This is a genomic window from Ruegeria sp. HKCCD7559 (genome assembly GCF_013110575.1).
Lineage (GTDB): Bacteria > Pseudomonadota > Alphaproteobacteria > Rhodobacterales > Rhodobacteraceae > Ruegeria.
The window spans coordinates 118631-138151 of the sequence record NZ_WVQU01000001.1 but is presented as its reverse complement, the minus strand read 5'-3'; the positions used below and the strand labels follow the sequence as shown (position 1 = coordinate 138151).

The following is a 19521-nucleotide window of genomic DNA, read 5'->3' as shown; positions in this document are numbered from 1 at the left end:
TCATTTGTTTCATAATTCGACATAATGTAGCCAACATGGGCCGGTAAAAAATACCTTTTCTGGCCGCCCGCAAGTGCGACAACACGAACGAAACGAGCAGCAGACCGCGAATGCTAGAATTCGACAACGTCAGCAAATCCTTCTGGACCGGAACGCGCCGCAAGGTGATTCTGGATCGGGTCTCGTTTCGGGTCGAACTGGGCACCTCACTGGGCGTTCTGGCCCCGAACGGAACCGGAAAAACCACGTTGATCAACATGATGGCCGGCCTGGAGAAACCCGACGAAGGCGTGGTCCGCCGCGAATGCCGGGTGTCCTTTCCCATGGGGTTCACCGGTGGCGTGTCGGGAAAACTGTCAGCGCTTGAGAACGCGCGCTACATCGCCAAGATCTACGGTATGGACCCCGACTATATCGAGGCCTATTGCAAATGGCTCTGCGGTCTGGGCGAATATTTCGACCAGCCCCTTGCCACTTACTCCTCTGGGATGAGAGCGCGTTTCACCTTTTCTTTGATGCTGGCGCTGGACTTTGACATGTATCTCATCGACGAAGGGATGCCGGCGACAACAGATGTCGAATTCAACGAAAAGGCAGGGGCGATCCTGAAGGAAAGGTTGCGCACGACGACTTTGGTAATCGTATCGCACAGCCCGTCCGTGTTGGAGAAATTCGCCCAGAAAGCGGCCGTACTTCTGGACGGGCAATTGTATATGTTTGACTCCTTGGAAGAGGCAAAGCAGCTGTATGACTACGAAACCCAAGGTTAGGAAATACAACTGGCGCCGCAGACGCCAGACGGAAAACTCGGCCGAGGCGCGATCGGACGCCATCTCGCGTATTCGCAACGCGACACAAGGCCCTGCGGCCGCCGACGAAGCACAGCCCGGGACGCAGCTGGACGACATCAAGCGCGAAGGCCTGACGGGCCGTCAATTGCGTATCGCACGACGTCTGGCGCAGAAACACGGTCTGGCCGCGACGTCGGACTATGACGCGGTGCGATTGCTGCGCAAAAAGGGCATCGACCCCTTCCAGCGCACCAATCTTCTGGACCTTGCCGCCGCAAGGCCATCGGACGAGGGTGACAAACCCACGGACAGGATCAACGTTCAACTGCCGCAGGCCATGGGTGCCGAGAAAACAAATCTGCCCGGGCCCGAGCTCAGCCCAGCTGAGCGGCGCAATTTTGAAATTGGCCAAATCCAAAAAGACATCGCCCGTCGTCGCAAGCGTAAATTGTTTGGACTGTTTGCGCGTCTGGCGGCCTTTGTGTTCCTGCCGACCTTCATTGTCGGCTTCTATTTCTATCGCATCGCCACGCCGATGTATGCCAGCGATTCCGAATTCCTGATTCTGCAAGCGGATGGCGGACCGGGCAATATCGGCGGTCTGCTTGCCGGCACGCAATTCGCCACCACACAGGATTCGATCTCGGTTCAGTCCTTTCTGGAATCGAAAGAAGCTTTGCTGTTGCTGGACCGCGATGCCGGGTTTTCTGATGTTTTCAAGCAGGAATGGATCGACCCGATTCAAAGACTGGCGCCAGACGCCTCGCTTGAAGACGCCTATAAGCTGTTCAAACGCATGATTACAATCGGCTATGACCCGACCGAAGGGGTCATTCGGATGGAGGTTGCCGCCCCCGACGCGCAGACATCGACCGAATTTTCCGAGCGCCTGATTTCTTATGCCGAAGACAGGGTGAACGCCTTGTCCGGAAAAAAACGCGAAGACCAGATGCGCGACGCGCTGCAAAGTTTCGAAGCGGCGCAGGAAGCGCGCAGGCAGGCTCAGGAAGAGTTGATCGAGCTTCAGCTTCAGGGCGCTGTTCTTGACCCCGAAAACGTCATTGCCAGCCTGCGTGCCCGCATCAACGAAATCGAAATACTGGTTCAGGACAAAGAGCTTGAGCTCGCCGCGCTTCAGGACAACCTGCGCCCGAACAAGGCAAAGGTTGATGGCGTCAAGGCAGATATCGCCCGCCTGGAAAAAGTTCTGAGAGAACTGAATGCCGAGATGCAGGATGCCTCGGACGGCGAAAACTCGCTGGCGCGGCTGAGCGTGCGTATCCAGATCGCGCAGGCGGACCTGGCGGCGCGCGACATGATGCTGCAAACGGCAATGCAGCAAATGGAAGCGACCCGGTCCGAAGCCAACCGGCAGGTGCGCTATCTGACCGTCTCGGTCAACCCTGTTCCCAGTCAGGAGCCCAGCTATCCGCGCAAGTTCGAAAATACGATTTTGGCATTCCTGTTGTTTGCTGGTATCTACCTGATGATCTCGCTTACCGCGTCGGTCCTTCGTGAACAGGTATCCTCATAAAACTCATGAAACATGTTAAAATCTCCGACCTGACAGTCGGCAACGACCTTCCGCTGACCATCATAGCTGGGCCATGTCAGCTTGAAACGGCAGACCATGCGCAGATGATTGCGGGCAAAATGAAAGAAGCCTGCGACGCAGCCGGGGCGCAATTCGTCTTCAAGGCGTCTTATGACAAGGCGAACCGGACATCCCTGTCGGGTAAGCGTGGCATGGGCATCGATGCGGGGCTGAAGGTACTGGATGACATCCGTAAAACGATGGGCATCCCGGTTCTGACCGATGTTCATACCGAAGCGCAATGCGCCATCGCCGCCGAGGCGGTGGACGTTCTGCAAATTCCGGCATTCCTGTGCCGTCAGACCGACATGCTGCTGGCGGCCGGTAACACCGGAAAAGCGGTCAATGTGAAAAAGGGGCAATTCCTTGCACCTTGGGAAATGACCAACATCGTCGACAAAATCGAAAGCACCGGGAATCAGAATATCCTACTGACCGAACGTGGCACCTCATTTGGCTACAACACGCTGGTTGCCGATATGCGTGCGCTGCCCCAAATGGCGAAGACCGGGTATCCGGTGGTGATGGACGCCACCCATTCCGTGCAGCAACCCGGAGGCAAGGGCGGGTCTTCGGGCGGACAACGCGAATTTGCACCCGTGATGGCCCGCGCCGCGGTTTCTCTGGGTGTCGGGGCCGTGTTCATTGAAACCCATCAGGATCCGGACTCGGCCCCATCGGACGGGCCAAATATGATCCCGCTCGATCAGATGCCCCAACTTGTTGACACATTGATGCGATTTGATGCGCTTGCTAAAGCGAATCCGATTCAGATTTAACGATTGAGATTTCTTATGATCAAACCCCTCACCGAGGTAACACCCAACAGCTGGACCTTTCTGCGCGACGCGATGATCACGCCCACCGGGTTCCGTGAATACGATGCCCGTTGGAAATATCCTGAAGAGATCAACCTGCCCGGCATGACCGCGCTTGGGCTGGGACTTGGCACACAGATGCACAGGCGCGGGATCGAGCCTGTGATCGCGGTCGGAAACGACTATCGCGATTATTCACTGGCGATCAAAAATGCCCTGATGCTGGGCCTGATGCAGGCTGGTATCCGCGTCAAAGACATCGGCCCTGCGCTCAGCCCCATGGCCTATTTTGCGCAGTTCCATCTGGATGTGCCTGCGGTGGCCATGGTCACCGCCAGCCACAACCCGAACGGCTGGACCGGGGTCAAAATGGGTTTTGACCGCCCGCTGACCCATGGCCCTGATGAGATGTCGGAACTGCGTGACATCGTACTGAACGGCGAGGGCGTCGCGCGCGAAGGCGGCTCGTACGAGTTCGTCGATGGCGTCAAAGAGGCCTATATCGACGACCTGGTCGGGGATTTCAAAATGTCCCGTCCACTGAAAGTGGTCTGCGCGACCGGGAATGGTACGGCTTCGGCCTTTGCGCCCGAGATTTTCGAACGGATCGGGGTTGAGGTCGTGCCCAGCCATAACCGGCTGGACTATACCTTCCCCAACTACAACCCGAACCCGGAAGCCATGGAGATGCTGCACGACATGGCCGCCACGGTGAAATCCAGCGGTGCCGATCTGGCGTTGGGGTTTGACGGTGACGGAGACCGCTGCGGCGTCGTCGATGATGAGGGTGAGGAGATTTTTGCCGACAAGGTTGGCGTCATCATGGCCCGCGACCTGGCCAAGCTTCACCCCGGATCGACCTTTGTTGCGGATGTGAAATCCACCGGTCTGTTCGCCAGCGACCCCGAGTTGCAGGCCCTGGGCGTCAAAGCCGATTACTGGAAGACCGGCCACAGCCACATGAAGCGCCGCGTCAAGGAAATCGGGGCACTGGCAGGGTTCGAAAAATCAGGCCACTACTTTTTGGCCGAACCGATCGGGCGTGGATACGACTGCGGGATGCGTGTCGCAGTCGAAATCTGCAAACTGATGGACCGCAACCCGAGCAAAAGCATGTCGGACTTGCGCAAGGCCCTGCCCAAGACCTGGTCCACCCCCACGATGTCGCCCCACGCCGCCGATACCGAGAAATATGAAATCCTTCAGCGGCTGGTCGACAAGCTGCTCGCCAAGGGAGATGCGGGCGAAACACTCGCTGGCCGCGCAATCAAAGAAGTGGTCACGGTGAACGGCGCACGCGTGATTCTGGACAACGGAAGCTGGGGCCTGGTGCGGGCTTCGTCCAATACCCCCAATCTGGTCGTCGTCTGTGAAAGCAGCGAAAGCGAGGCTGAGATGCGCGCCATCTTCGCGGACATTGACGCCGTCATCCGAACCGAGCCCGGTGTCGGCGATTACGACCAAACCATCTGAACACAACTGCTTGGGGCATATCACGATGCCCCAAGCACGATGGTTGCTCAGTCGCCGCCGAATAATTTGAGCAGACCTTTTTTTGCCTCTTCTTCAAGTTTATTCTTGATGGCGTCTTCGATCTGATCACTGTCGGTGATCGTCGTATCCAATTCGTTGCCGACCTTTTCAAAAACCTTCTGTTTGGCGTCGTCTTCCAGTTCCTTGACCTTCACATCCGCGGCCGCCTCGATCACCTTGGTCAGGTCCGGCTTGATCGCCGGATCGCTCCAGGGGCCTTTGATGTGAACGGGAACCGATATCCCCTGCCCGGAATTGGCACGCAGCGCCACGGGCGTGAACAGATAGTCGATGTTGCGAGCCCCCAGATCCACTGTACCGGTGCCATCTGCGCGGAAATTCTTCAGTGACATGAGCAGGTCGCTGTTCGTCAACACGCCCTGGTCGATGGTGAAACTGGCCGTCAGGCTGTTGAACACGGTGGTTCCGCCTGATCCGGTGCCCTGCCCCATCAATCGGTCCAGATCGAGCCCGGAAATCACTCCGGGACCGACATCCAAGTTTCCCTTGCCGCTGAGGGACCGCATGATCTGATCCTCGGATTGGCCGACGCCCAGAAACTCAAACGCTCCCGCAGCGGTTCCCGACAGGCGTTTGACCCCGGCCATCGTGGTCAGTGCCTGTTTCAGATCGATCCCGGTGGCGGTCACGTTGCCGCCGACAGACAGGCCGTTGCGGTTGTTGGCCACCACCTGACCGTGCAACTGACCCGCAAACAGCGTGGCCGGGTGCATTTCCAGAACGGCCCGCGACCGATCCAGCGACAGGGTCAGATCGCTTTTGCCGAACGTCATCCCGGGCACGGCGATCGAGTTCGCCGTCAGGCGGATCTTACCGTTCGCCAATGCCAGAGCAGACGCGTCGATAGGGTCCTTCGACCACCCCTCAGGTGCAGGAGCGTTTGCCTGAGACGTACCGCCTGAGGCAGAAGCGGTTTCGGAAATCCGCGACAGATCCAAATCACCGGCTTCCAGACGGGCCACGATACGCGGCGGGTCCGAGATGGTGATATCCGCCTCGCCCACAAACCGGTTGTCATCCAATTGCGCAACCATGTTCCGCATGGAAATCCGACCGTCCTGCGTATACGTCATATGCGCTGAAATGTCGGCGATTTTGCCCAATCCGGGCGGTACGGATGTGCCAGCCTGACCGAAGGCGGCAAGCATCCTTTCCGTGTCCCGAGTCACCACATTGGTCGTTCCATCCATTTCACCCGTAAGATTGACGCGTCCTTCAAATCCGATCTCGCCGCCCGGAGCCGTCAACGCCAGTTCCAGATCAGTCGCTGACCCGGCCGCAAAAGCCGGTAAATCCGGGATTTTCAGATCAACCTGAACCGCACCTCCGGGCACTGGCATGGCGGCCTCCATCACCAACGGGGCCGTCACCTCGGGCCAGCTTGTAGATAGTGTCACGCCCGAGAAGTCCATCTGCGTGACGCCATTTTCCACGTAAATCAGCCGTGCATTTGTCAGCTCCAGTTGATCCAGCGTGACCTGCCCCGATGGTTCAGCGGGCGTGGTGCCCCCGGTCGTGGCCGCAGTTGTCGCTGTTGTCGGGGTGCTCAATTCCCAATTGCCGCGCCCATCGGATCGTTCCAACCGCAACACGGGATTGTTTGCAAAAACACGTTTGATCCGCAGATCCCCGTTCAACAGCCCGGCAGCGTCCACCCCGACGGCCAGGCTATCCGCGCTGAGCATCGGCTCCGGTCCGGCCCAGCTTGCGTTGCCGAAACGCACCGGCCCGGTTTCCATCCCGACCACCGGCCAGAAGGAAATGCGCACATCACCGGTCAGCGTCAGATCACGCCCGGTCTGGGCCTTGACCTGCTCGGCCAGAATCGCGGCAAGCTTTTCCCCCGGCATCAGCAAAAGTGCGCCAATGATCAACGCGATCACGGCGACAACGATAAACAGGATGCGCATCAGCCATTTCATATTCTGCTCTCCGCCTTTTGGCTTGTCATTGCCGTGATCATTCAAATCACGCATCACATTTGCAAGGGCAAGCTTTCCCGACTATATGCCGCGCATGACGACAAACCCGCCGAACCTCCGCCCCGACCTGGCACCTTCTGCCCGGATCACCGAGACACCCCAATCGAACCAGCCGACCATCGGCATGGTGTCGTTGGGCTGCCCGAAGGCGTTGGTCGACAGTGAACGCATTCTGACCCGGCTACGTGCCGAAGGATACGGCATTTCGCCAGATTATGCCGGGGCCGATGCTGTCATCGTGAACACCTGCGGGTTCCTCGACAGCGCCAAAGCGGAATCGCTGGACGCGATCGGAGAGGCGCTGGTGGAAAACGGCAAAGTCATCGTGACCGGCTGTCTGGGGGCCGAGCCGGATTACATTCGCGAACATCACCCCCGCATCATGGCTGTCACAGGCCCACACCAATACGAGCAGGTGCTGGATGCGGTGCATGCCGCCGTGCCCCCCGATCCTGATCCGTTCGTGGATCTGTTGCCCGCCAGCAGCGTGCAGTTGACGCCGCGCCATTACAGCTATCTGAAAATTTCCGAGGGCTGCAACCACAAGTGCAAGTTCTGCATCATCCCCGACATGCGCGGAAAGCTGGCCAGCCGCCCGGCGCATGCGGTTCTGCGCGAGGCGGAAAAGCTGGTGCAAAACGGCGTGCGTGAGCTGCTGGTGATTTCGCAGGACACCTCGGCCTATGGGCTGGACCGGAAATACGACATCAACCCGTGGAAAGATGGTGAAGTGCGCAGCCATATCACCGATCTGGCGCGCGAACTGGGGCAGCTCGATGCCTGGGTTCGCCTGCATTACGTTTATCCCTACCCGCATGTGCGGGACCTGATTCCACTGATGGCGGATGCCGGGTGCAACGTGCTGCCTTATCTGGATATCCCGTTTCAACACGCCCACCCGGATGTGCTGAAACGCATGGCCCGCCCGGCCGCGTCGGCCAGAACGCTGGATGAAATCAAGGCCTGGCGCGCGATCTGCCCGGATATCACCCTGCGGTCGACCTTTATCGTCGGCTATCCGGGTGAGACGGAGTCGGAATTCCAGACCCTTCTGGACTGGATGGACGAGGCGCAGTTGGATCGGGTCGGGTGTTTTCAATATGAAAACGTCGACGGCGCGCGGTCAAATGACCTGCCCGATCACGTTCCGGCCGAAATCAAGCAGGAACGCTGGGATCGTTTCATGGAAAAGGCACAGGCGATCTCGGAGGCCAAGTTGCGGGCAAAGGTCGGACAGACGCTTGAGGTGATCGTGGACGAGGTCGATCACGAGGCCGCCACCTGCCGCACCAAAGCAGACGCGCCCGAGATCGACGGCAACCTGTTCATCGATGAGGGGTTCGAAAACCTCAAGCCCGGTGACATCGTCACGGTCGAAGTGGACGAGGCCGGAGAATACGATTTGTGGGGCAAGCCTGTCTAAGGTCCGACACCGCGTCGAGCACACGGCATATGGGCAAAGCTTGAACCGAGTTTATTGGCCGAACACGCGGTCAGACCCGATCTTGGACTGAAAGCCAATCATGGAGGTTTTCATGTCTCGTATCTTCAAGCTTGGCCTGAATTGCGTGGTTTTCCTGATGGCCGCGCATTTCGTGGCCACCCCCGGTTACGCCCAGCCTACACAGGTCGGCTCTGCCGGATTCATTACGGTTGGCGGCAAACATCTAAGCTTTCACAAAAACGGCCGTCACAAGATAAACCGGTATTACGTGGCCCCGAAGGCCAAGTCACATGTCAAGCGGCCCAAGGCGCATATCAAAAAGCCGGCCCCGGTTTATCGATACACCGCCCCCAAACGGCGTGTCATCGGGCATATCCCCTACGGGTCGGTCAAGCGACAGAAATTCAAGTCATTCAAGTTCAAGCATACCTACGGCTTCAAAAGGCACTAAACAGGGTTCACGCAAAGCGAAGAACGCAACCTGTCCGATAGCCGAGAAATCGCAGGCAAGAAAAAACCGCCACAACTGGTGGCGGTTTTTCCCGAAAGCGTACAGGCGGTCCGGGTCCGGGCCGCCTGCGAATGGCTTACTGAGTGATTGGGTCACAGACCGTTTGGCCAGCCTCGGTTGTGGCCAATTGATAACCACCTGGACAGCTGGGTGTGCCGGCTTTGTCATAGCTGGGCTGAACGTAAACAGGTGTCGGTTCTTCCTGCTGCGCACAGGCAGTCAGGATCAGTGCAAATGCGCCAACGGCAGCGAGTTTCAGTTTCATGTCCGTCAATCCTTTATTACTTTTCTGATATTGCCCAGCTTTTCGGGGCCAGGTTAAGAATACGGGCTGAACGACAATCTGGCAACTGAATCGATCACGTCTTCGTGAGTCACAGCGAATCCATGCCAATCCAATGGCGCAATGACGTTCTTTGAGGCGTAAAACCTATCCTTCTGACTCCGGCGCCCTAAACTGTTGCAGCGAATTCATCCAAAGACGGAGAAGCCATATGTCAAACGCACCCATCATTGCCCGAAAATCGCCTTTTCCGGTCGAGGTCGTCGAAGGGAAAACCTATTTCTGGTGCGCCTGCGGCAAATCCAGCCGCCAGCCGTTTTGCGACGGATCGCACAAAGGCACCGGGTTAGAGCCTGTGAAATATACTGCGGAAAACAGCAAAAAGGTCTTCTTTTGTGGGTGCAAGCAAAGCTCGAAACCGCCTTTGTGCGACGGAACGCACAACGGGCTTTGATCAGGTTTTCAGCCCATTCAGTATCTCGGCATTGGGGCAAAAATCCGGGGCAGTGGTCGCTGTGCCCTGTTGCCGGGCAAGCCAAAACTCGCATTGTACGTCACATCCGGCAGCACGGCACCGCGTGACAAGCTCGGCGTATTTTTCAGGTGAAAGACGTCCTTCGGCCATCGCTTCGGTCATTGAAATGCCCATACAGCGTGACACCGAGCGCGTAAGCCAAAAGTGCTTTTCGATTTCCCCCAACGTGACCTGAGACATCAAGCGTTCTCCACCTGCTTGGTTTTGAGGGCAGTAAAGTACTTGCGATTCGGGCATGTCGTCGGTGCCTGTTCAACCTGCTCGCGCCGTTCCAACCATTCCGGGCAGTCCCTGGCCCAGGAACAGCCGCGACACTGCTGCACGATTTCAGCCCATTCTTGCTGTTTCAGATGACCTTTCCGATAGGCCGCAGCCAAATCGGTTCCGGTTGTTTGCCCCATACGCAACACCAAGCGCAGATGGGTCATGATTTCGCCCAGATGTGTCATGGCAGACCTTTGTGTCAAGGCAGGAGATTGTGAAGCAATTCCTGATTTCGGCAGTATTCGGGCGTCCGCCGGGCAGATCCGGGATTGTTCAGCAAACTCTTGCAGTGATCCGGGTTCGGGCAGTCGGTACAGCGCAAAACAGCATCAGAAATCTGGTCCACGGAAACGGACCCGTCAATGGCGGCTTCCTCAAGATCAATGTCCAGCATTCTGGCCATATCGTCCACCAATCCGGCATGCAGCCGCAGGGTCTCGTGGGAGGGCATGCTGTTTCCTTTCGCTTTCACGCTGTGTCCAAAGGGTAGCGCATCTGCGAAGGCAAACATTGACTCAGGTCAAGATTGGACGCCGATGTGATCCAGATAGGCTCGCGTGGCATCCTGAACACGGCGAAAGCGGTCCCCGCCCAGTTTCTTGCCGCCATACCAGCGCGTCACGATTATTACGTGATTTTTCAGCCCGGCGCGTTCGATCATCCGAAGGATCACCATGCCCGCGCCGCTTTCCCCATCATCAGCTTTCAACGCGCCGGTCGGCAAAGCCGCAGCCCAGGTGTTGTGGGTGGCCTTGGCATAGCTCTTGTCGGATTTCAAATCGTTCAGAACGGCATCGATTTCAGCCCGCGTCGTGACCTGCGCCCCAGACACCGCGTATTTCGAGCCGCGATCCGTCATGACAACACCCAAGCATGTAAGTTCGGTCATTGGGACAAACCCAATTGCTCTGCTGTTTCCCGCACGATCTGCACACGTTGTGCATTTGGTGGGTGGGTTCCCAAAAACCTGTCACCAGGATCCGGGATGCGATCAAAGAATCTTGCCCCGACCAACGGATTGTATCCTGCATTATACGTGATGATGGTTCCCAACTGGTCTGCCTCCAGCTCAAAGTCTTTCACATAAGCCTGAACGCCAACCTGCGCGCCCAGCTTTTGTGCCTCTTCAATGGCGGCGGCATCCCCGCCGCGCAACTCTGCCACCCGCCCGAACTCAGCCGCGCTGGCGCTGGCGATTTCACTCTGCCTGCCGATATGCCCCAACACGTGGTGGGCTGCTTCATGCCCCATGACAAACGCCAGTTCATCCGCGTTCTGGGTGGATTCGATCATCGAGCGGGTGAATATGATCACCGGCTGCTTGTTTTCATCCAGCGTCTGGAATGCATTGACCGAAGCCTGAGGGTTCAGGTCGACAAGAATCCGAAAGTCGCAATTCTGCCCGGTCGTCTGTTTCAGACACTGGCTGCGGGCTTCCGCTCCAACAGCGCGACTGACCTCTCGGAAGGTTTGCACCATCGGTTCGGCCTCTGGCTCGTCCCCCAGCCATTCCTCGGCGGGTTGGACGCGCAAGGCCCCCCCTCCACATGCCGCAAGCAGCAGGGACAGCAATAAAACAAACCATCTGTGCATGTCATATCCTTTGAGACCGAATGGCCGTGATTTCAACATAGTACGCCCGTGCCGGCGAAACCACACCACCGGTTCAACGAACGGCTTGCATTGCGCCCCAGCGGCTTGCACTCTGGCCTCATGTTTACGATTGAGCATGAATTCGACTCGACGGTCATTACGCTTGTGGACGAAGGTGAACAACCTTTGCAGGAAGATGTGGTGATCAACAATTTCGCGGAATGCGTCACGCTGGAACAACTTGATCCCCGCACCGATCAAATACAGAAGATCACGTTGTCACCCGAGCAGGTGCGGGATCTGGCGGCCGCGCTGGATCTGCCCGAAGGTGTTTATCAAATTCGCGAAACCGGACCTCAGGGGTCATAGGAAAACAGCTTGATCCGTGCGGCTGGCCCCTGCTTCAGCGTCAGGGTCGAGGGCGCGACGCCAAGACATTCTGCAAGCAGCAACTGCACGGCCCTGTTGGCCTTGCCGTTTTCCGGCAGGGCCGTAACGGATACCCTGATCTGCCCGTCTTCGACGCTCACCCGATCGCGGGCCGCCTTGGGCGTCACCTTCAGTTTGAACACGGCCCCGGCCTGCGCCATTGCGCTGAGATCCGGCAGATCGCGCAGTTTGGTTTTCGCCATTGTCTCCTCTTTTTTCTCAAAGTCTTGCACGAAGCACGTCGTAATGAAATTGATCCACGCAATCCATTGTCGTGCCCTTGAAACGGGCAGAATACCGACCAAGATACAGAGTCCCGATGTAAAGGAAGTTAACATATGTCCCTGAAAAACCCCGCCGCTCTGGAGTTTTTGCAGTCGCGCCGGTCCCGGCCGGCCAAGACACTGGTTGCTCCGGCCCCAACCCGGGAAGAGTTGCTGCCGTTGCTGACGGCCGCAGCCCGCAGCCCCGATCACGGCAAACTGGAGCCCTGGCGATTTATCGTTCTGGAAAAGGGCGCCATGTCACGCCTGGCGACCCTGACCGAGGCCTGCGGACAAAGGCTGAACAAGAGCCCGGAAGACATCGCCAAAGCGCGCAGCCAGTTCGATATGGGGCATCTGGCCGTCGCGGTCATCGAGGTTCGCAAACAATCCGAAAAGATTCCGGCCATCGAACAATCCTACTCTGCTGGCGCGGTCTGTCTGGCGCTGCTGAATGCCGCGCTGGCTGCGGGCTGGGGCGCCAATTGGCTGTCGGGTTGGCAAACACATGATCGCGAATTCTGTGTCGATGCTTTCGGGCTTGCCGAAAACGAACGCGTGGCCGGTTTGATTCATATCGCCACCGAGGGAGCGACCCCGCCGGAACGCCCGCGGCCCAACGTGGCCGCGTTGACAGAGTGGGTTTCGGAATGATCATCCTGAACGCCTTTTTCAGCGCACTTGGCCAGACCGGAGACCCCAGGTTTCGCGCCGTATTGCTGCGCGGCGTGGGCCTGACCATTCTGCTGCTGGTTCTGGCCTGTGCAGGTGCGATTTGGTTGATCAACTGGCTGTCCGGCAGCGAAATCTCACTGCCGTTTGTGGGAGCTGTGCCGTGGCTGAACGACGTTCTGAACTATTCCGGTATCGTGCTCGTTCTGATCCTGCCCGTTTTCCTGATGGTGCCGGTCGCGTCGGCCATCACCTCGATCTTTCTGGACGAGGTGGCCCAGGCGGTTGAGGACAAACATTTTCCGACATTGCCGCCCGCACGGCGCATCCCGGTGTCAGAGGCGCTTATGGACGGTCTCAGCTTCCTTGGCCTTCTGATTGTGGCAAACCTGCTGGCGCTGATCCTCTATGCGATTTTCACCCCGCTTGCGCCTTTCATCTTCTGGGCGATGAACGGATTTTTGCTGGGGCGTGAATATTTTACCCTTGCCGCGATGCGAAGGATCGGGCGCGACGGCGCGCGCAAACTGCGGGCCAAACATTCAACGACGATCTGGGTGGCGGGCACACTGATGGCCATTCCGCTTTCAGTGCCGCTGGTGAACCTCGTGATCCCGATCATCGGAGCCGCCACGTTCACCCATATCTATCATGCCTTGTCAGGCCAAAAGGCCTGACGGGGATTACCTTGGCTCCAACTGGTTCAGCCAATCGAAATCCCGCACCGAGATCACGCCCGACAGGATGATCCCGGCGATGATCGCCCACAGAACCACAGAGATACCGGTGGTGATCCACATCTTTCTTTTCATGTGATGCACTTCCGGCGCGCCCGCATGCGTGCCGGGAACGATGTCGCCCAGATCGCCCTGGGTTTTGATGCGAATGGGCAGCACCACCAACAACGTCATGAACCAGATGACGGCAAACAACACCAGCGCGGCAGTAATGGTCATTTCAGGCCCTCCGGGGCTGGGGGGTTATACCTGCTCCAGCTCGACCAGGCAGCCGTTGAAATCCTTGGGGTGCAGAAACAGAACCGGTTTGCCATGCGCACCGATCTTGGGCTCACCTGATCCCAGAACACGGGCTCCGGTCGCTTTCAGATGATCACGGGCCGCGATGATATCCTCGACCTCGTAACATACATGGTGGATGCCGCCGGCCGGGTTCTTTTCCAAGAACCCGTTGATCGGGCTGTCGTCACCCAGTGGATACAGAAGTTCGATCTTGGTGTTGGGCAGTTCGATGAACACGACCGTGACACCATGATCCGGCTCGTCCTGCGGCGCGCCGACTTTGGCGCCCAGCGCGTTGCGGTATTGCTCAGACGCCGCCTCAAGATCCGGTACGGCGATGGCGACGTGGTTCAGACGTCCAATCATGTCTCACTCCTGCTGTCCTGCGTTGCATGGGTTATGGGGGCTGATCCGCCAAAGGACAAGTGCGCCAAATCGCGCGTTAACGTCGTGTTAGCCAGAAGTTCCTAGCGTGAAGCATCTGCTGCATAGGAGAGCTGCCATGGACGATTCGGGCCTACTTGCCACCACCGCCGCCGCGCCTACCGCGACTCGACCCTTGCTGGGTCAGACCATATTGGTTGTCGAAGACAGCCGGTACGCTTGCGATGCCATCCGCCTGATGTGCCTGCACAGCGGCGCGCGCATTCGCCGTGCGGATTGCCTGAAATCGGCCCGAAGGCACCTACAGATCTATCGGCCTTCGGTTATCCTGGTCGATATGGGCCTGCCGGACGGTTCCGGCGCCGACCTGATCGCCGAATTGGCCGAGGCCACGCCCCGTATCAGTGTCATCATGGGCCTTTCGGGCGATGACGGCAGCGAAGACATGGCTCTTGCGGCCGGCGCGGATGGCTTTTTGTCCAAGCCGCTAAAATCAATGTCCCATTTTCAGAAATCCATTCTGGAACGCCTGCCAGAGGACCGGCGCCCCAGCGGGCTTCATGCCGTGCGCGATGAAATCATCCGCCCGGACCCTCTGGCCTATCAGGACGACATGGCCCATATCGCCGATGTGCTCGCAGGTCCCAACGATCACCGTACATTGGACTACGCCGCACAGTTCCTGCACGGCGTCGCGCGCGAAGCAAATGACAGGCCCTTGGCGGAAGCAGCGCGAAAGCTGGCATTGTCACGCGCGAATGGGACGCCGATCATGGCGCAGGCGGCACAGGTTGCCGGGATGGTGCAGAACCGACTGGAACAGCGAGAGGCGATTTGAAATGGTGACAGCGTATTTCATCACTGCAACCCTTTTGTGCATCTGGCTGTACCGCCAAACACGGCAGGCCGCGCGTTCCATCCGCGTCAACCGAACCAATCTGAAAGACCCGCTGGACTGACACAGACTGCCTGCGTGCAAAAAAACCGCCCGCGACAAGCGGGCGGTTTTTTTACTGGTCCTGAGGGATAATGCGAAGACCCAGCTCCATCAACTGATCCGAGGTCGGGTCCGAAGGTGCGTCCATCATCAGATCTTCGGCTCGCTGGTTCATCGGGAACATCATGACTTCGCGGATATTGGCCTCATCTGCCAACAGCATCACGATCCGGTCGATACCAGCCGCGCATCCACCGTGTGGCGGGGCGCCGTAGTGGAAGGCATTGAACAGGGCACCAAAGCGGGATTTCACTTCATCCTCGCCATAGCCCGCCAGTTCAAAGGCCTTCAGCATGATTTCCGGCTTGTGGTTCCGGATCGCGCCTGAAACCAGCTCGTACCCGTTGCACGCCAGATCATACTGGTAGCCGCGCACATCCAGCGGGTTGCCCTGCAACGCCTCCATACCGCCCTGCGGCATCGAAAACGGGTTGTGTTCGAAATCGATCGCGCCGGTTTCCTCGTCTTGCTCATAGATCGGGAAATCGACGATCCAGGCAAAGGCAAAACGGTCTTTTTCGGTCAGGTTCAATTCCTCACCGATCACGTCACGCGCCTTGCCGGCAACCTTTTCAAAGGCTTTTGGCTTGCCGCCCAGGAAAAACGCCGCATCGCCAACGCCCAGACCCAGTTGCTGACGGATTGCCTCGGTGCGCTCGGGGCCGATGTTCTTGGCCAGCGGTCCCGCAGCCTCCATCCCCTGACCCTGATCGCGCCAGAAGATATAGCCCATGCCCGGCAGACCCTCTTTCTGGGCAAAGGCGTTCATGCGATCGCAGAACTTGCGGCTGCCGCCGCCCGGCGCGGGGATCGCGCGGATCTCGGTGCCTTCCTGTTCAAGCAGCTTGGCAAAGATCGCGAAACCGGAACCGCGGAAGTGGTCGGATACAACCTGCATCTTGATGGGGTTCCGCAGGTCCGGCTTGTCGGTGCCGTACCACAGCGCCGCGTCCTTGTACGAGATCTGCGGCCAGTGCTGATCGACCTTGCGGCCACCGCCAAACTCTTCGAACACGCCGGTCAGAACGGGCTGGATCGTGTCGAACACGTCCTGCTGTTCAACAAAGGACATCTCGAGGTCGAGCTGATAGAAATCGGTGGGCGAGCGGTCGGCGCGCGGGTCTTCGTCACGGAAGCATGGTGCGATCTGGAAGTATTTGTCGAAGCCCGACACCATGATCAGCTGTTTGAACTGCTGAGGTGCCTGTGGCAGCGCGTAGAATTTGCCCGGGTGCAGACGCGACGGCACCAGGAAGTCACGCGCGCCTTCGGGCGACGAGGCGGTGATGATCGGCGTCTGATACTCGCGGAAGCCCTGATCCCACATACGCTTGCGCATGGAGGCTACCACGTCCGAGCGCAGGGTCATGTTCCGCTGCATCGCCTCGCGGCGCAGGTCCAGATAGCGATAGCGCAGACGCGTTTCCTCGGGGTATTCCTGATCGCCGAAGACCATCAGCGGCAATTCGTCGGCGGCCCCCAGAACTTCCAGTTCGCGCACGTAAACCTCGATCTCGCCGGTGGGCAGTTTCGGGTTCACCAAGTCCGGGTCACGGGCTTTGACGGTGCCGTCGATACGGATGCACCATTCGGACCGCACCTTTTCAAGCTCGGCAAAGGCGGCGCTGTCGCCGTCGCACAAGATCTGGGTTACACCGAAATGGTCGCGAAGATCGATGAACAGCACGCCCCCATGATCTCGAACCCGATGCACCCAACCGGACAGGCGAACGGTTTCTCCGACATTGGCGGCGGTCAAGGCGGCGCAGGTGTGGCTGCGATAGGCGTGCATGGAATATCCCTTCGGGCGCAGAATTCGTCGCGCCGATACACCCTGTCAGCCCCGGAAAGTCAAGGCGGGTTGCCCCTTCAAAACGGCCTTTGCACATTGCCCGAGTAGAAATATACGCCCAGCCCCACCGCAAAAATGATATTGCCCGCAATCGCGTGCAGCAACACCGCATAGAAGAATGACCCTCGCTGCCGGTAGGCCCATGTGAACAGCAGGCCGCCGGCGAATGTCATCAGCGCGACGATCCAGCTCCAGTACATCAGGTGCGCGAACGAGAATATGGCCGCGTTCAGCAGATAGGCCGCACGCCCATCCGGAAGGATCGCGTGATAGCGGCGAAAAAACAGAGGACGGAACAGCAGCTCTTGCGGCAGCGCTGACAAAAGTGGGTAGCCGACCCAGATGAAGGCCAGCATTTCGGGGCGGTGCACAAGCAGGAAGAACGCGGCATCCGGGCGCGTGATCTGAATCAGCCCAACACAAAAGGCAGCCACGATGGCAGAGAACAAAGCCACCTCGCGCAGGGTCCAGTTGGCCCAGTCATAACGAAGTTCGGCCCATTGAAACCCGGGCGTCCGGTGCAATAGCACGATACCAAGCCCGGTCAGCGCAAAAAGCGCCGGAAACATCCAGTTCGGAGGGAAAAGAACAGCGATCAGCAGCGGCAAGCCAATATAGAACAGGCCAAATTCCAGCCGCAGCTGTCGCAATGCAACCGGCGGTCCGATCATCATGCTGTTTTTTGTCACCCGTCTATCAGCTCCACCTCGATCAGTCCGCGCAGTGAATTTCCGATCCGCACAGTTTGCGCATTTTTCAGGTCGGTCAAGGTCAGCACAGCTTCGGTGACCGCTTTATTTTCCAACAGTTCTTCGCGCAGTATCCCCGGCAAGAGCCCACAGGACAGAGCGGGCGTCAGAACCCGGCCATCAGGCATTTCCAGAAACAGGTTCGTAATGGTGCCTTCACAAAGCTCATCCAGTTCATTCAGAAACAACAGTTCGTCCACCCCCTCGGGCAGCGCTGCGCGCGCGGCATCATAGAGCGCACGGCGCGTGGTCTTGTGACGCAACCACAGGTCATTCGAAGCCAGACGCTGATCCGACAGAGCGACGCGCCAGATTCTGGGATTGTCCACCAGTTCGCCGGTCGACAGATCGAACGATCCCGACACATCCAGCGTAAGGCGGCAACGCAGCGGGGTGTCACAAGCAGCGCCATTCAGTCGGGCGGTTGCTTCATCGGGGTTGAAAGGAATCTCGAACACCCGCGCAGTACGGGCCATTCGTGCAAGATGGCGGTCCAGCCTGACAAAGCCCTGATCTGGGCGGAAGGCCAGTGTTTCAATCAGGCTGAAATCAGGTTCAGCTGGCGGGCGAAGCGGGCTTTCCATAACGCCTCCTCATACTCTGACGGGGCGGTGCTGTCCCAAACGACACCGCCACCTACGTTCAGAGTGGCCTGATCATCCTCAAGCATCAAGGTGCGGATGGCCACGTTGAACTCGGACCGACCATCAGGCGCGGCCCAGCCAATCGTCCCGCAATAGATGTCGCGCGCCCATGGCTCCAGTTCCGCAAGAATTTCCATCGCGCGAATCTTGGGGGCTCCGGTGATCGACCCGCAGGGAAACAGGGCGGTCAGTATTTCACCCAACCCCACGCATTTGTGCAGCTGCGCCCGCACCAGCGAGACCATCTGATGTACGGTGGCATAGGTTTCCACCCGGAACAGGTCAGGCACATGAACGGATCCGGGCAGCGCGACGCGGCTGATATCGTTGCGCAGCAAATCAACAATCATCAGGTTCTCGGCCCGATTCTTTTCGTCCGCGCTCAGAAAAGCTCGGCGGCGCGCATCCTCATCCGGGTCTTCACTGCGCGGTTGCGTGCCCTTCATCGGCCGGGTTTCGATCCGCCCACCCTCATCGGTGCGGAAAAACAACTCCGGCGAGCGGCTGAGAAGATCGGGCAGCCCATCCTGCTGCACCAGTGCTCCGTGGCCCACTGGCTGCCCCACCGCCAGCGCGGCATAGAGCGTTTCGCTGTTGCCCGAGACGGACAGATCAATCGGAAATGTCAGATTGGCCTGATAGATGTCGCCGGCACCGATGGCGTCATGCACGGCCCTGAAGGCCTTGCCGTAGCGCGCTTCATCCCAGCGCGGCCGGAATGCGCCCACTTCACCCGCAGGCGACGGAAGGGCGACACGATCCGGTGCATCATAGACCCCAAAGCACAACAAAGGCAGGCGTCGTTCTTCCGGCAATAGACCATTGAGCCGGGGTTCAAGCGCATAGCCCAGCTCGTAACTGGCATACCCTGCCAGCCAGGCACCGCCTGCGCGCGCCTCGTCCAGCGCCGCCAGAGCCTGGGGCACGTCCTCCGCCACATCCGCGCGGATCACCTGAGACGGACGCTGAAACCGGGTTCCTCGCCCGGCCGGTCCCTGATCGAAACGAATACGCACTTGCATCCTCATTTGCCGTGAGGGGCCATATAGAGAATACTCTGCCAAGTGAAAGAGGGGAAAGCGGCAATTTCGTCCCTGTTTCCGATACCTCTTGCACCTTTTTGCGCGGTCCCTATAACGCAGG

25 protein-coding genes are annotated in these 19521 nt (G+C 58.6%); 11 read left to right on the top strand and 14 right to left on the bottom strand.

What is annotated here, in order from left to right; translation table 11 throughout:
* The first annotated feature begins 110 nt into the window (after positions 1-110).
* From GS605_RS00715 to GS605_RS00700, 4 genes are read left to right on the top strand one after another with little or no spacing between them, the layout of a single operon-like run.
* Positions 111-770, top strand: coding sequence for an ABC transporter ATP-binding protein (locus GS605_RS00715; protein WP_152458943.1), 660 nt, complete (start codon positions 111-113; stop codon positions 768-770).
* Positions 748-2325: a capsule biosynthesis protein gene (locus tag GS605_RS00710; RefSeq protein WP_171722772.1), complete on the top strand. Its 1578-nt coding sequence runs from the start codon at positions 748-750 to the stop codon at positions 2323-2325. Before GS605_RS00715 ends, GS605_RS00710 begins: the two co-directional genes overlap by 23 nt.
* A 5-nt stretch (positions 2326-2330) precedes the next feature.
* Positions 2331-3164 (top strand): 3-deoxy-8-phosphooctulonate synthase, encoded by an 834-nt coding sequence (gene kdsA, locus GS605_RS00705; RefSeq protein ID WP_171722771.1) that lies wholly within the window; start codon positions 2331-2333, stop codon positions 3162-3164.
* A gap of 15 nt (positions 3165-3179) precedes the next feature.
* Positions 3180-4676, top strand: coding sequence for a phosphomannomutase/phosphoglucomutase (locus tag GS605_RS00700; protein ID WP_171722770.1), 1497 nt, complete (start codon positions 3180-3182; stop codon positions 4674-4676).
* A 47-nt stretch (positions 4677-4723) separates the two neighbouring features.
* Here GS605_RS00700 and GS605_RS00695 read toward each other — a convergent pair whose 3' ends face one another.
* Entirely contained in the window at positions 4724-6733 is a 2010-nt protein-coding gene (locus GS605_RS00695) for an AsmA family protein (RefSeq protein ID WP_253283226.1), read from the bottom strand.
* A gap of 40 nt (positions 6734-6773) precedes the next feature.
* Between GS605_RS00695 and rimO the strand changes: the two genes are divergently transcribed.
* On the top strand, positions 6774-8162 hold the full coding sequence (gene rimO / locus GS605_RS00690; protein WP_171722769.1) for a 30S ribosomal protein S12 methylthiotransferase RimO: 1389 nt from the start codon (positions 6774-6776) through the stop codon (positions 8160-8162).
* 112 nt (positions 8163-8274) lie between these two features.
* Positions 8275-8634 carry a hypothetical protein gene (locus tag GS605_RS00685; RefSeq protein WP_171722768.1) on the top strand — a complete coding sequence of 120 codons (360 nt, stop codon included), beginning with the start codon at positions 8275-8277 and terminating at the stop codon, positions 8632-8634.
* Between the two features lie 136 nt (positions 8635-8770).
* Here GS605_RS00685 and GS605_RS00680 read toward each other — a convergent pair whose 3' ends face one another.
* Positions 8771-8959 (bottom strand): hypothetical protein, encoded by a 189-nt coding sequence (locus GS605_RS00680; protein ID WP_050604769.1) that lies wholly within the window; start codon positions 8957-8959, stop codon positions 8771-8773.
* A 229-nt stretch (positions 8960-9188) separates the two neighbouring features.
* Between GS605_RS00680 and GS605_RS00675 the strand changes: the two genes are divergently transcribed.
* Positions 9189-9431: a CDGSH iron-sulfur domain-containing protein gene (locus GS605_RS00675; RefSeq protein WP_171634349.1), complete on the top strand. Its 243-nt coding sequence runs from the start codon at positions 9189-9191 to the stop codon at positions 9429-9431.
* On the opposite strand, the gene GS605_RS00670 is transcribed toward GS605_RS00675, so the two are convergent.
* From GS605_RS00670 to GS605_RS00650, 5 genes are all read right to left on the bottom strand, one after another.
* Positions 9432-9692: a DUF6455 family protein gene (locus tag GS605_RS00670; RefSeq protein WP_171634351.1), complete on the bottom strand. Its 261-nt coding sequence runs from the start codon at positions 9690-9692 to the stop codon at positions 9432-9434. It abuts the gene before it with no gap.
* Positions 9692-9961 carry a DUF6455 family protein gene (locus tag GS605_RS00665; RefSeq protein ID WP_171634354.1) on the bottom strand — a complete coding sequence of 90 codons (270 nt, stop codon included), beginning with the start codon at positions 9959-9961 and terminating at the stop codon, positions 9692-9694. The genes GS605_RS00670 and GS605_RS00665 overlap by 1 nt, the downstream gene beginning before the upstream one ends.
* 14 nt (positions 9962-9975) lie before the next feature.
* The gene (locus tag GS605_RS00660; RefSeq protein WP_171634356.1) at positions 9976-10227 is read right to left on the bottom strand and encodes a DUF6455 family protein; all 252 of its coding nucleotides are present in this window, start codon (positions 10225-10227) and stop codon (positions 9976-9978) included.
* A 69-nt stretch (positions 10228-10296) separates the two neighbouring features.
* The gene (locus tag GS605_RS00655) at positions 10297-10665 is read right to left on the bottom strand and encodes a YigZ family protein (RefSeq protein ID WP_171206242.1); all 369 of its coding nucleotides are present in this window, start codon (positions 10663-10665) and stop codon (positions 10297-10299) included.
* Entirely contained in the window at positions 10662-11369 is a 708-nt protein-coding gene (locus GS605_RS00650) for a M48 family metallopeptidase (RefSeq protein WP_171634361.1), read from the bottom strand. The genes GS605_RS00655 and GS605_RS00650 overlap by 4 nt, the downstream gene beginning before the upstream one ends.
* Positions 11370-11489: 120 nt before the next feature.
* Here GS605_RS00650 and GS605_RS00645 point away from each other — a divergent pair, with 120 nt between their 5' ends.
* Complete coding sequence (locus tag GS605_RS00645; RefSeq protein ID WP_170346090.1) at positions 11490-11738, top strand: hypothetical protein; 249 nt, start codon at positions 11490-11492, stop codon at positions 11736-11738.
* On the opposite strand, the gene GS605_RS00640 is transcribed toward GS605_RS00645, so the two are convergent.
* The gene (locus tag GS605_RS00640; protein ID WP_171722767.1) at positions 11726-12001 is read right to left on the bottom strand and encodes a DUF167 domain-containing protein; all 276 of its coding nucleotides are present in this window, start codon (positions 11999-12001) and stop codon (positions 11726-11728) included. The genes GS605_RS00645 and GS605_RS00640 overlap by 13 nt on opposite strands.
* Before the next feature lie 135 nt (positions 12002-12136).
* Between GS605_RS00640 and GS605_RS00635 the strand changes: the two genes are divergently transcribed.
* Both GS605_RS00635 and GS605_RS00630 read left to right on the top strand, forming a co-directional pair.
* The gene (locus GS605_RS00635) at positions 12137-12715 is read left to right on the top strand and encodes a nitroreductase family protein (protein ID WP_171722766.1); all 579 of its coding nucleotides are present in this window, start codon (positions 12137-12139) and stop codon (positions 12713-12715) included.
* A complete protein-coding gene (locus GS605_RS00630; RefSeq protein ID WP_171634371.1) occupies positions 12712-13410 on the top strand; it encodes an EI24 domain-containing protein in 699 nt (232 codons plus the stop codon). Before GS605_RS00635 ends, GS605_RS00630 begins: the two co-directional genes overlap by 4 nt.
* A gap of 6 nt (positions 13411-13416) precedes the next feature.
* Here GS605_RS00630 and GS605_RS00625 read toward each other — a convergent pair whose 3' ends face one another.
* Both GS605_RS00625 and mce read right to left on the bottom strand, forming a co-directional pair.
* Complete coding sequence (locus GS605_RS00625) at positions 13417-13689, bottom strand: DUF1467 family protein (RefSeq protein ID WP_117867937.1); 273 nt, start codon at positions 13687-13689, stop codon at positions 13417-13419.
* Positions 13690-13713: 24 nt separating this feature from the next.
* Complete coding sequence (gene mce / locus GS605_RS00620) at positions 13714-14118, bottom strand: methylmalonyl-CoA epimerase (RefSeq protein WP_170346086.1); 405 nt, start codon at positions 14116-14118, stop codon at positions 13714-13716.
* Between the two features lie 136 nt (positions 14119-14254).
* Between mce and GS605_RS00615 the strand changes: the two genes are divergently transcribed.
* A complete protein-coding gene (locus GS605_RS00615; RefSeq protein WP_171634374.1) occupies positions 14255-14974 on the top strand; it encodes a response regulator in 720 nt (239 codons plus the stop codon).
* Between the two features lie 172 nt (positions 14975-15146).
* Here GS605_RS00615 and aspS read toward each other — a convergent pair whose 3' ends face one another.
* The 4 genes from aspS to GS605_RS00595 form a co-directional block, all read right to left on the bottom strand.
* Positions 15147-16925, bottom strand: a complete 1779-nt coding sequence (aspS, locus tag GS605_RS00610) for an aspartate--tRNA ligase (protein WP_171722765.1) — start codon at positions 16923-16925, stop codon at positions 15147-15149.
* 77 nt (positions 16926-17002) lie between these two features.
* Positions 17003-17674 carry a CPBP family intramembrane glutamic endopeptidase gene (locus GS605_RS00605; protein ID WP_371807716.1) on the bottom strand — a complete coding sequence of 224 codons (672 nt, stop codon included), beginning with the start codon at positions 17672-17674 and terminating at the stop codon, positions 17003-17005.
* Entirely contained in the window at positions 17671-18318 is a 648-nt protein-coding gene (locus GS605_RS00600; RefSeq protein WP_171722764.1) for an aminotransferase class IV family protein, read from the bottom strand. Before GS605_RS00600 ends, GS605_RS00605 begins: the two co-directional genes overlap by 4 nt.
* Positions 18273-19400 (bottom strand): aminodeoxychorismate synthase component I, encoded by a 1128-nt coding sequence (locus GS605_RS00595; protein ID WP_171634384.1) that lies wholly within the window; start codon positions 19398-19400, stop codon positions 18273-18275. Before GS605_RS00595 ends, GS605_RS00600 begins: the two co-directional genes overlap by 46 nt.
* Positions 19401-19521 lie beyond the last annotated feature (121 nt).

What these genes read in the sequence shown, in the direction of transcription:
- GS605_RS00715 (WP_152458943.1), top strand. Translation starts at nt 111, where the DNA reads ATGCTAGAATTCGACAACGTCAGCAAATCCTTCTGGACCGGAACGCGC.
- GS605_RS00710 (WP_171722772.1), top strand. Translation starts at nt 748, where the DNA reads ATGACTACGAAACCCAAGGTTAGGAAATACAACTGGCGCCGCAGACGC.
- kdsA (WP_171722771.1), top strand. Translation starts at nt 2,331, where the DNA reads ATGAAACATGTTAAAATCTCCGACCTGACAGTCGGCAACGACCTTCCG.
- GS605_RS00700 (WP_171722770.1), top strand. Translation starts at nt 3,180, where the DNA reads ATGATCAAACCCCTCACCGAGGTAACACCCAACAGCTGGACCTTTCTG.
- GS605_RS00695 (WP_253283226.1), bottom strand. Translation starts at nt 6,733, where the DNA reads ATGCGTGATTTGAATGATCACGGCAATGACAAGCCAAAAGGCGGAGAG.
- rimO (WP_171722769.1), top strand. Translation starts at nt 6,774, where the DNA reads ATGACGACAAACCCGCCGAACCTCCGCCCCGACCTGGCACCTTCTGCC.
- GS605_RS00685 (WP_171722768.1), top strand. Translation starts at nt 8,275, where the DNA reads ATGTCTCGTATCTTCAAGCTTGGCCTGAATTGCGTGGTTTTCCTGATG.
- GS605_RS00680 (WP_050604769.1), bottom strand. Translation starts at nt 8,959, where the DNA reads ATGAAACTGAAACTCGCTGCCGTTGGCGCATTTGCACTGATCCTGACT.
- GS605_RS00675 (WP_171634349.1), top strand. Translation starts at nt 9,189, where the DNA reads ATGTCAAACGCACCCATCATTGCCCGAAAATCGCCTTTTCCGGTCGAG.
- GS605_RS00670 (WP_171634351.1), bottom strand. Translation starts at nt 9,692, where the DNA reads ATGTCTCAGGTCACGTTGGGGGAAATCGAAAAGCACTTTTGGCTTACG.
- GS605_RS00665 (WP_171634354.1), bottom strand. Translation starts at nt 9,961, where the DNA reads ATGACACATCTGGGCGAAATCATGACCCATCTGCGCTTGGTGTTGCGT.
- GS605_RS00660 (WP_171634356.1), bottom strand. Translation starts at nt 10,227, where the DNA reads ATGCCCTCCCACGAGACCCTGCGGCTGCATGCCGGATTGGTGGACGAT.
- GS605_RS00655 (WP_171206242.1), bottom strand. Translation starts at nt 10,665, where the DNA reads ATGACCGAACTTACATGCTTGGGTGTTGTCATGACGGATCGCGGCTCG.
- GS605_RS00650 (WP_171634361.1), bottom strand. Translation starts at nt 11,369, where the DNA reads ATGCACAGATGGTTTGTTTTATTGCTGTCCCTGCTGCTTGCGGCATGT.
- GS605_RS00645 (WP_170346090.1), top strand. Translation starts at nt 11,490, where the DNA reads ATGTTTACGATTGAGCATGAATTCGACTCGACGGTCATTACGCTTGTG.
- GS605_RS00640 (WP_171722767.1), bottom strand. Translation starts at nt 12,001, where the DNA reads ATGGCGAAAACCAAACTGCGCGATCTGCCGGATCTCAGCGCAATGGCG.
- GS605_RS00635 (WP_171722766.1), top strand. Translation starts at nt 12,137, where the DNA reads ATGTCCCTGAAAAACCCCGCCGCTCTGGAGTTTTTGCAGTCGCGCCGG.
- GS605_RS00630 (WP_171634371.1), top strand. Translation starts at nt 12,712, where the DNA reads ATGATCATCCTGAACGCCTTTTTCAGCGCACTTGGCCAGACCGGAGAC.
- GS605_RS00625 (WP_117867937.1), bottom strand. Translation starts at nt 13,689, where the DNA reads ATGACCATTACTGCCGCGCTGGTGTTGTTTGCCGTCATCTGGTTCATG.
- mce (WP_170346086.1), bottom strand. Translation starts at nt 14,118, where the DNA reads ATGATTGGACGTCTGAACCACGTCGCCATCGCCGTACCGGATCTTGAG.
- GS605_RS00615 (WP_171634374.1), top strand. Translation starts at nt 14,255, where the DNA reads ATGGACGATTCGGGCCTACTTGCCACCACCGCCGCCGCGCCTACCGCG.
- aspS (WP_171722765.1), bottom strand. Translation starts at nt 16,925, where the DNA reads ATGCACGCCTATCGCAGCCACACCTGCGCCGCCTTGACCGCCGCCAAT.
- GS605_RS00600 (WP_171722764.1), bottom strand. Translation starts at nt 18,318, where the DNA reads ATGGAAAGCCCGCTTCGCCCGCCAGCTGAACCTGATTTCAGCCTGATT.
- GS605_RS00595 (WP_171634384.1), bottom strand. Translation starts at nt 19,400, where the DNA reads ATGCAAGTGCGTATTCGTTTCGATCAGGGACCGGCCGGGCGAGGAACC.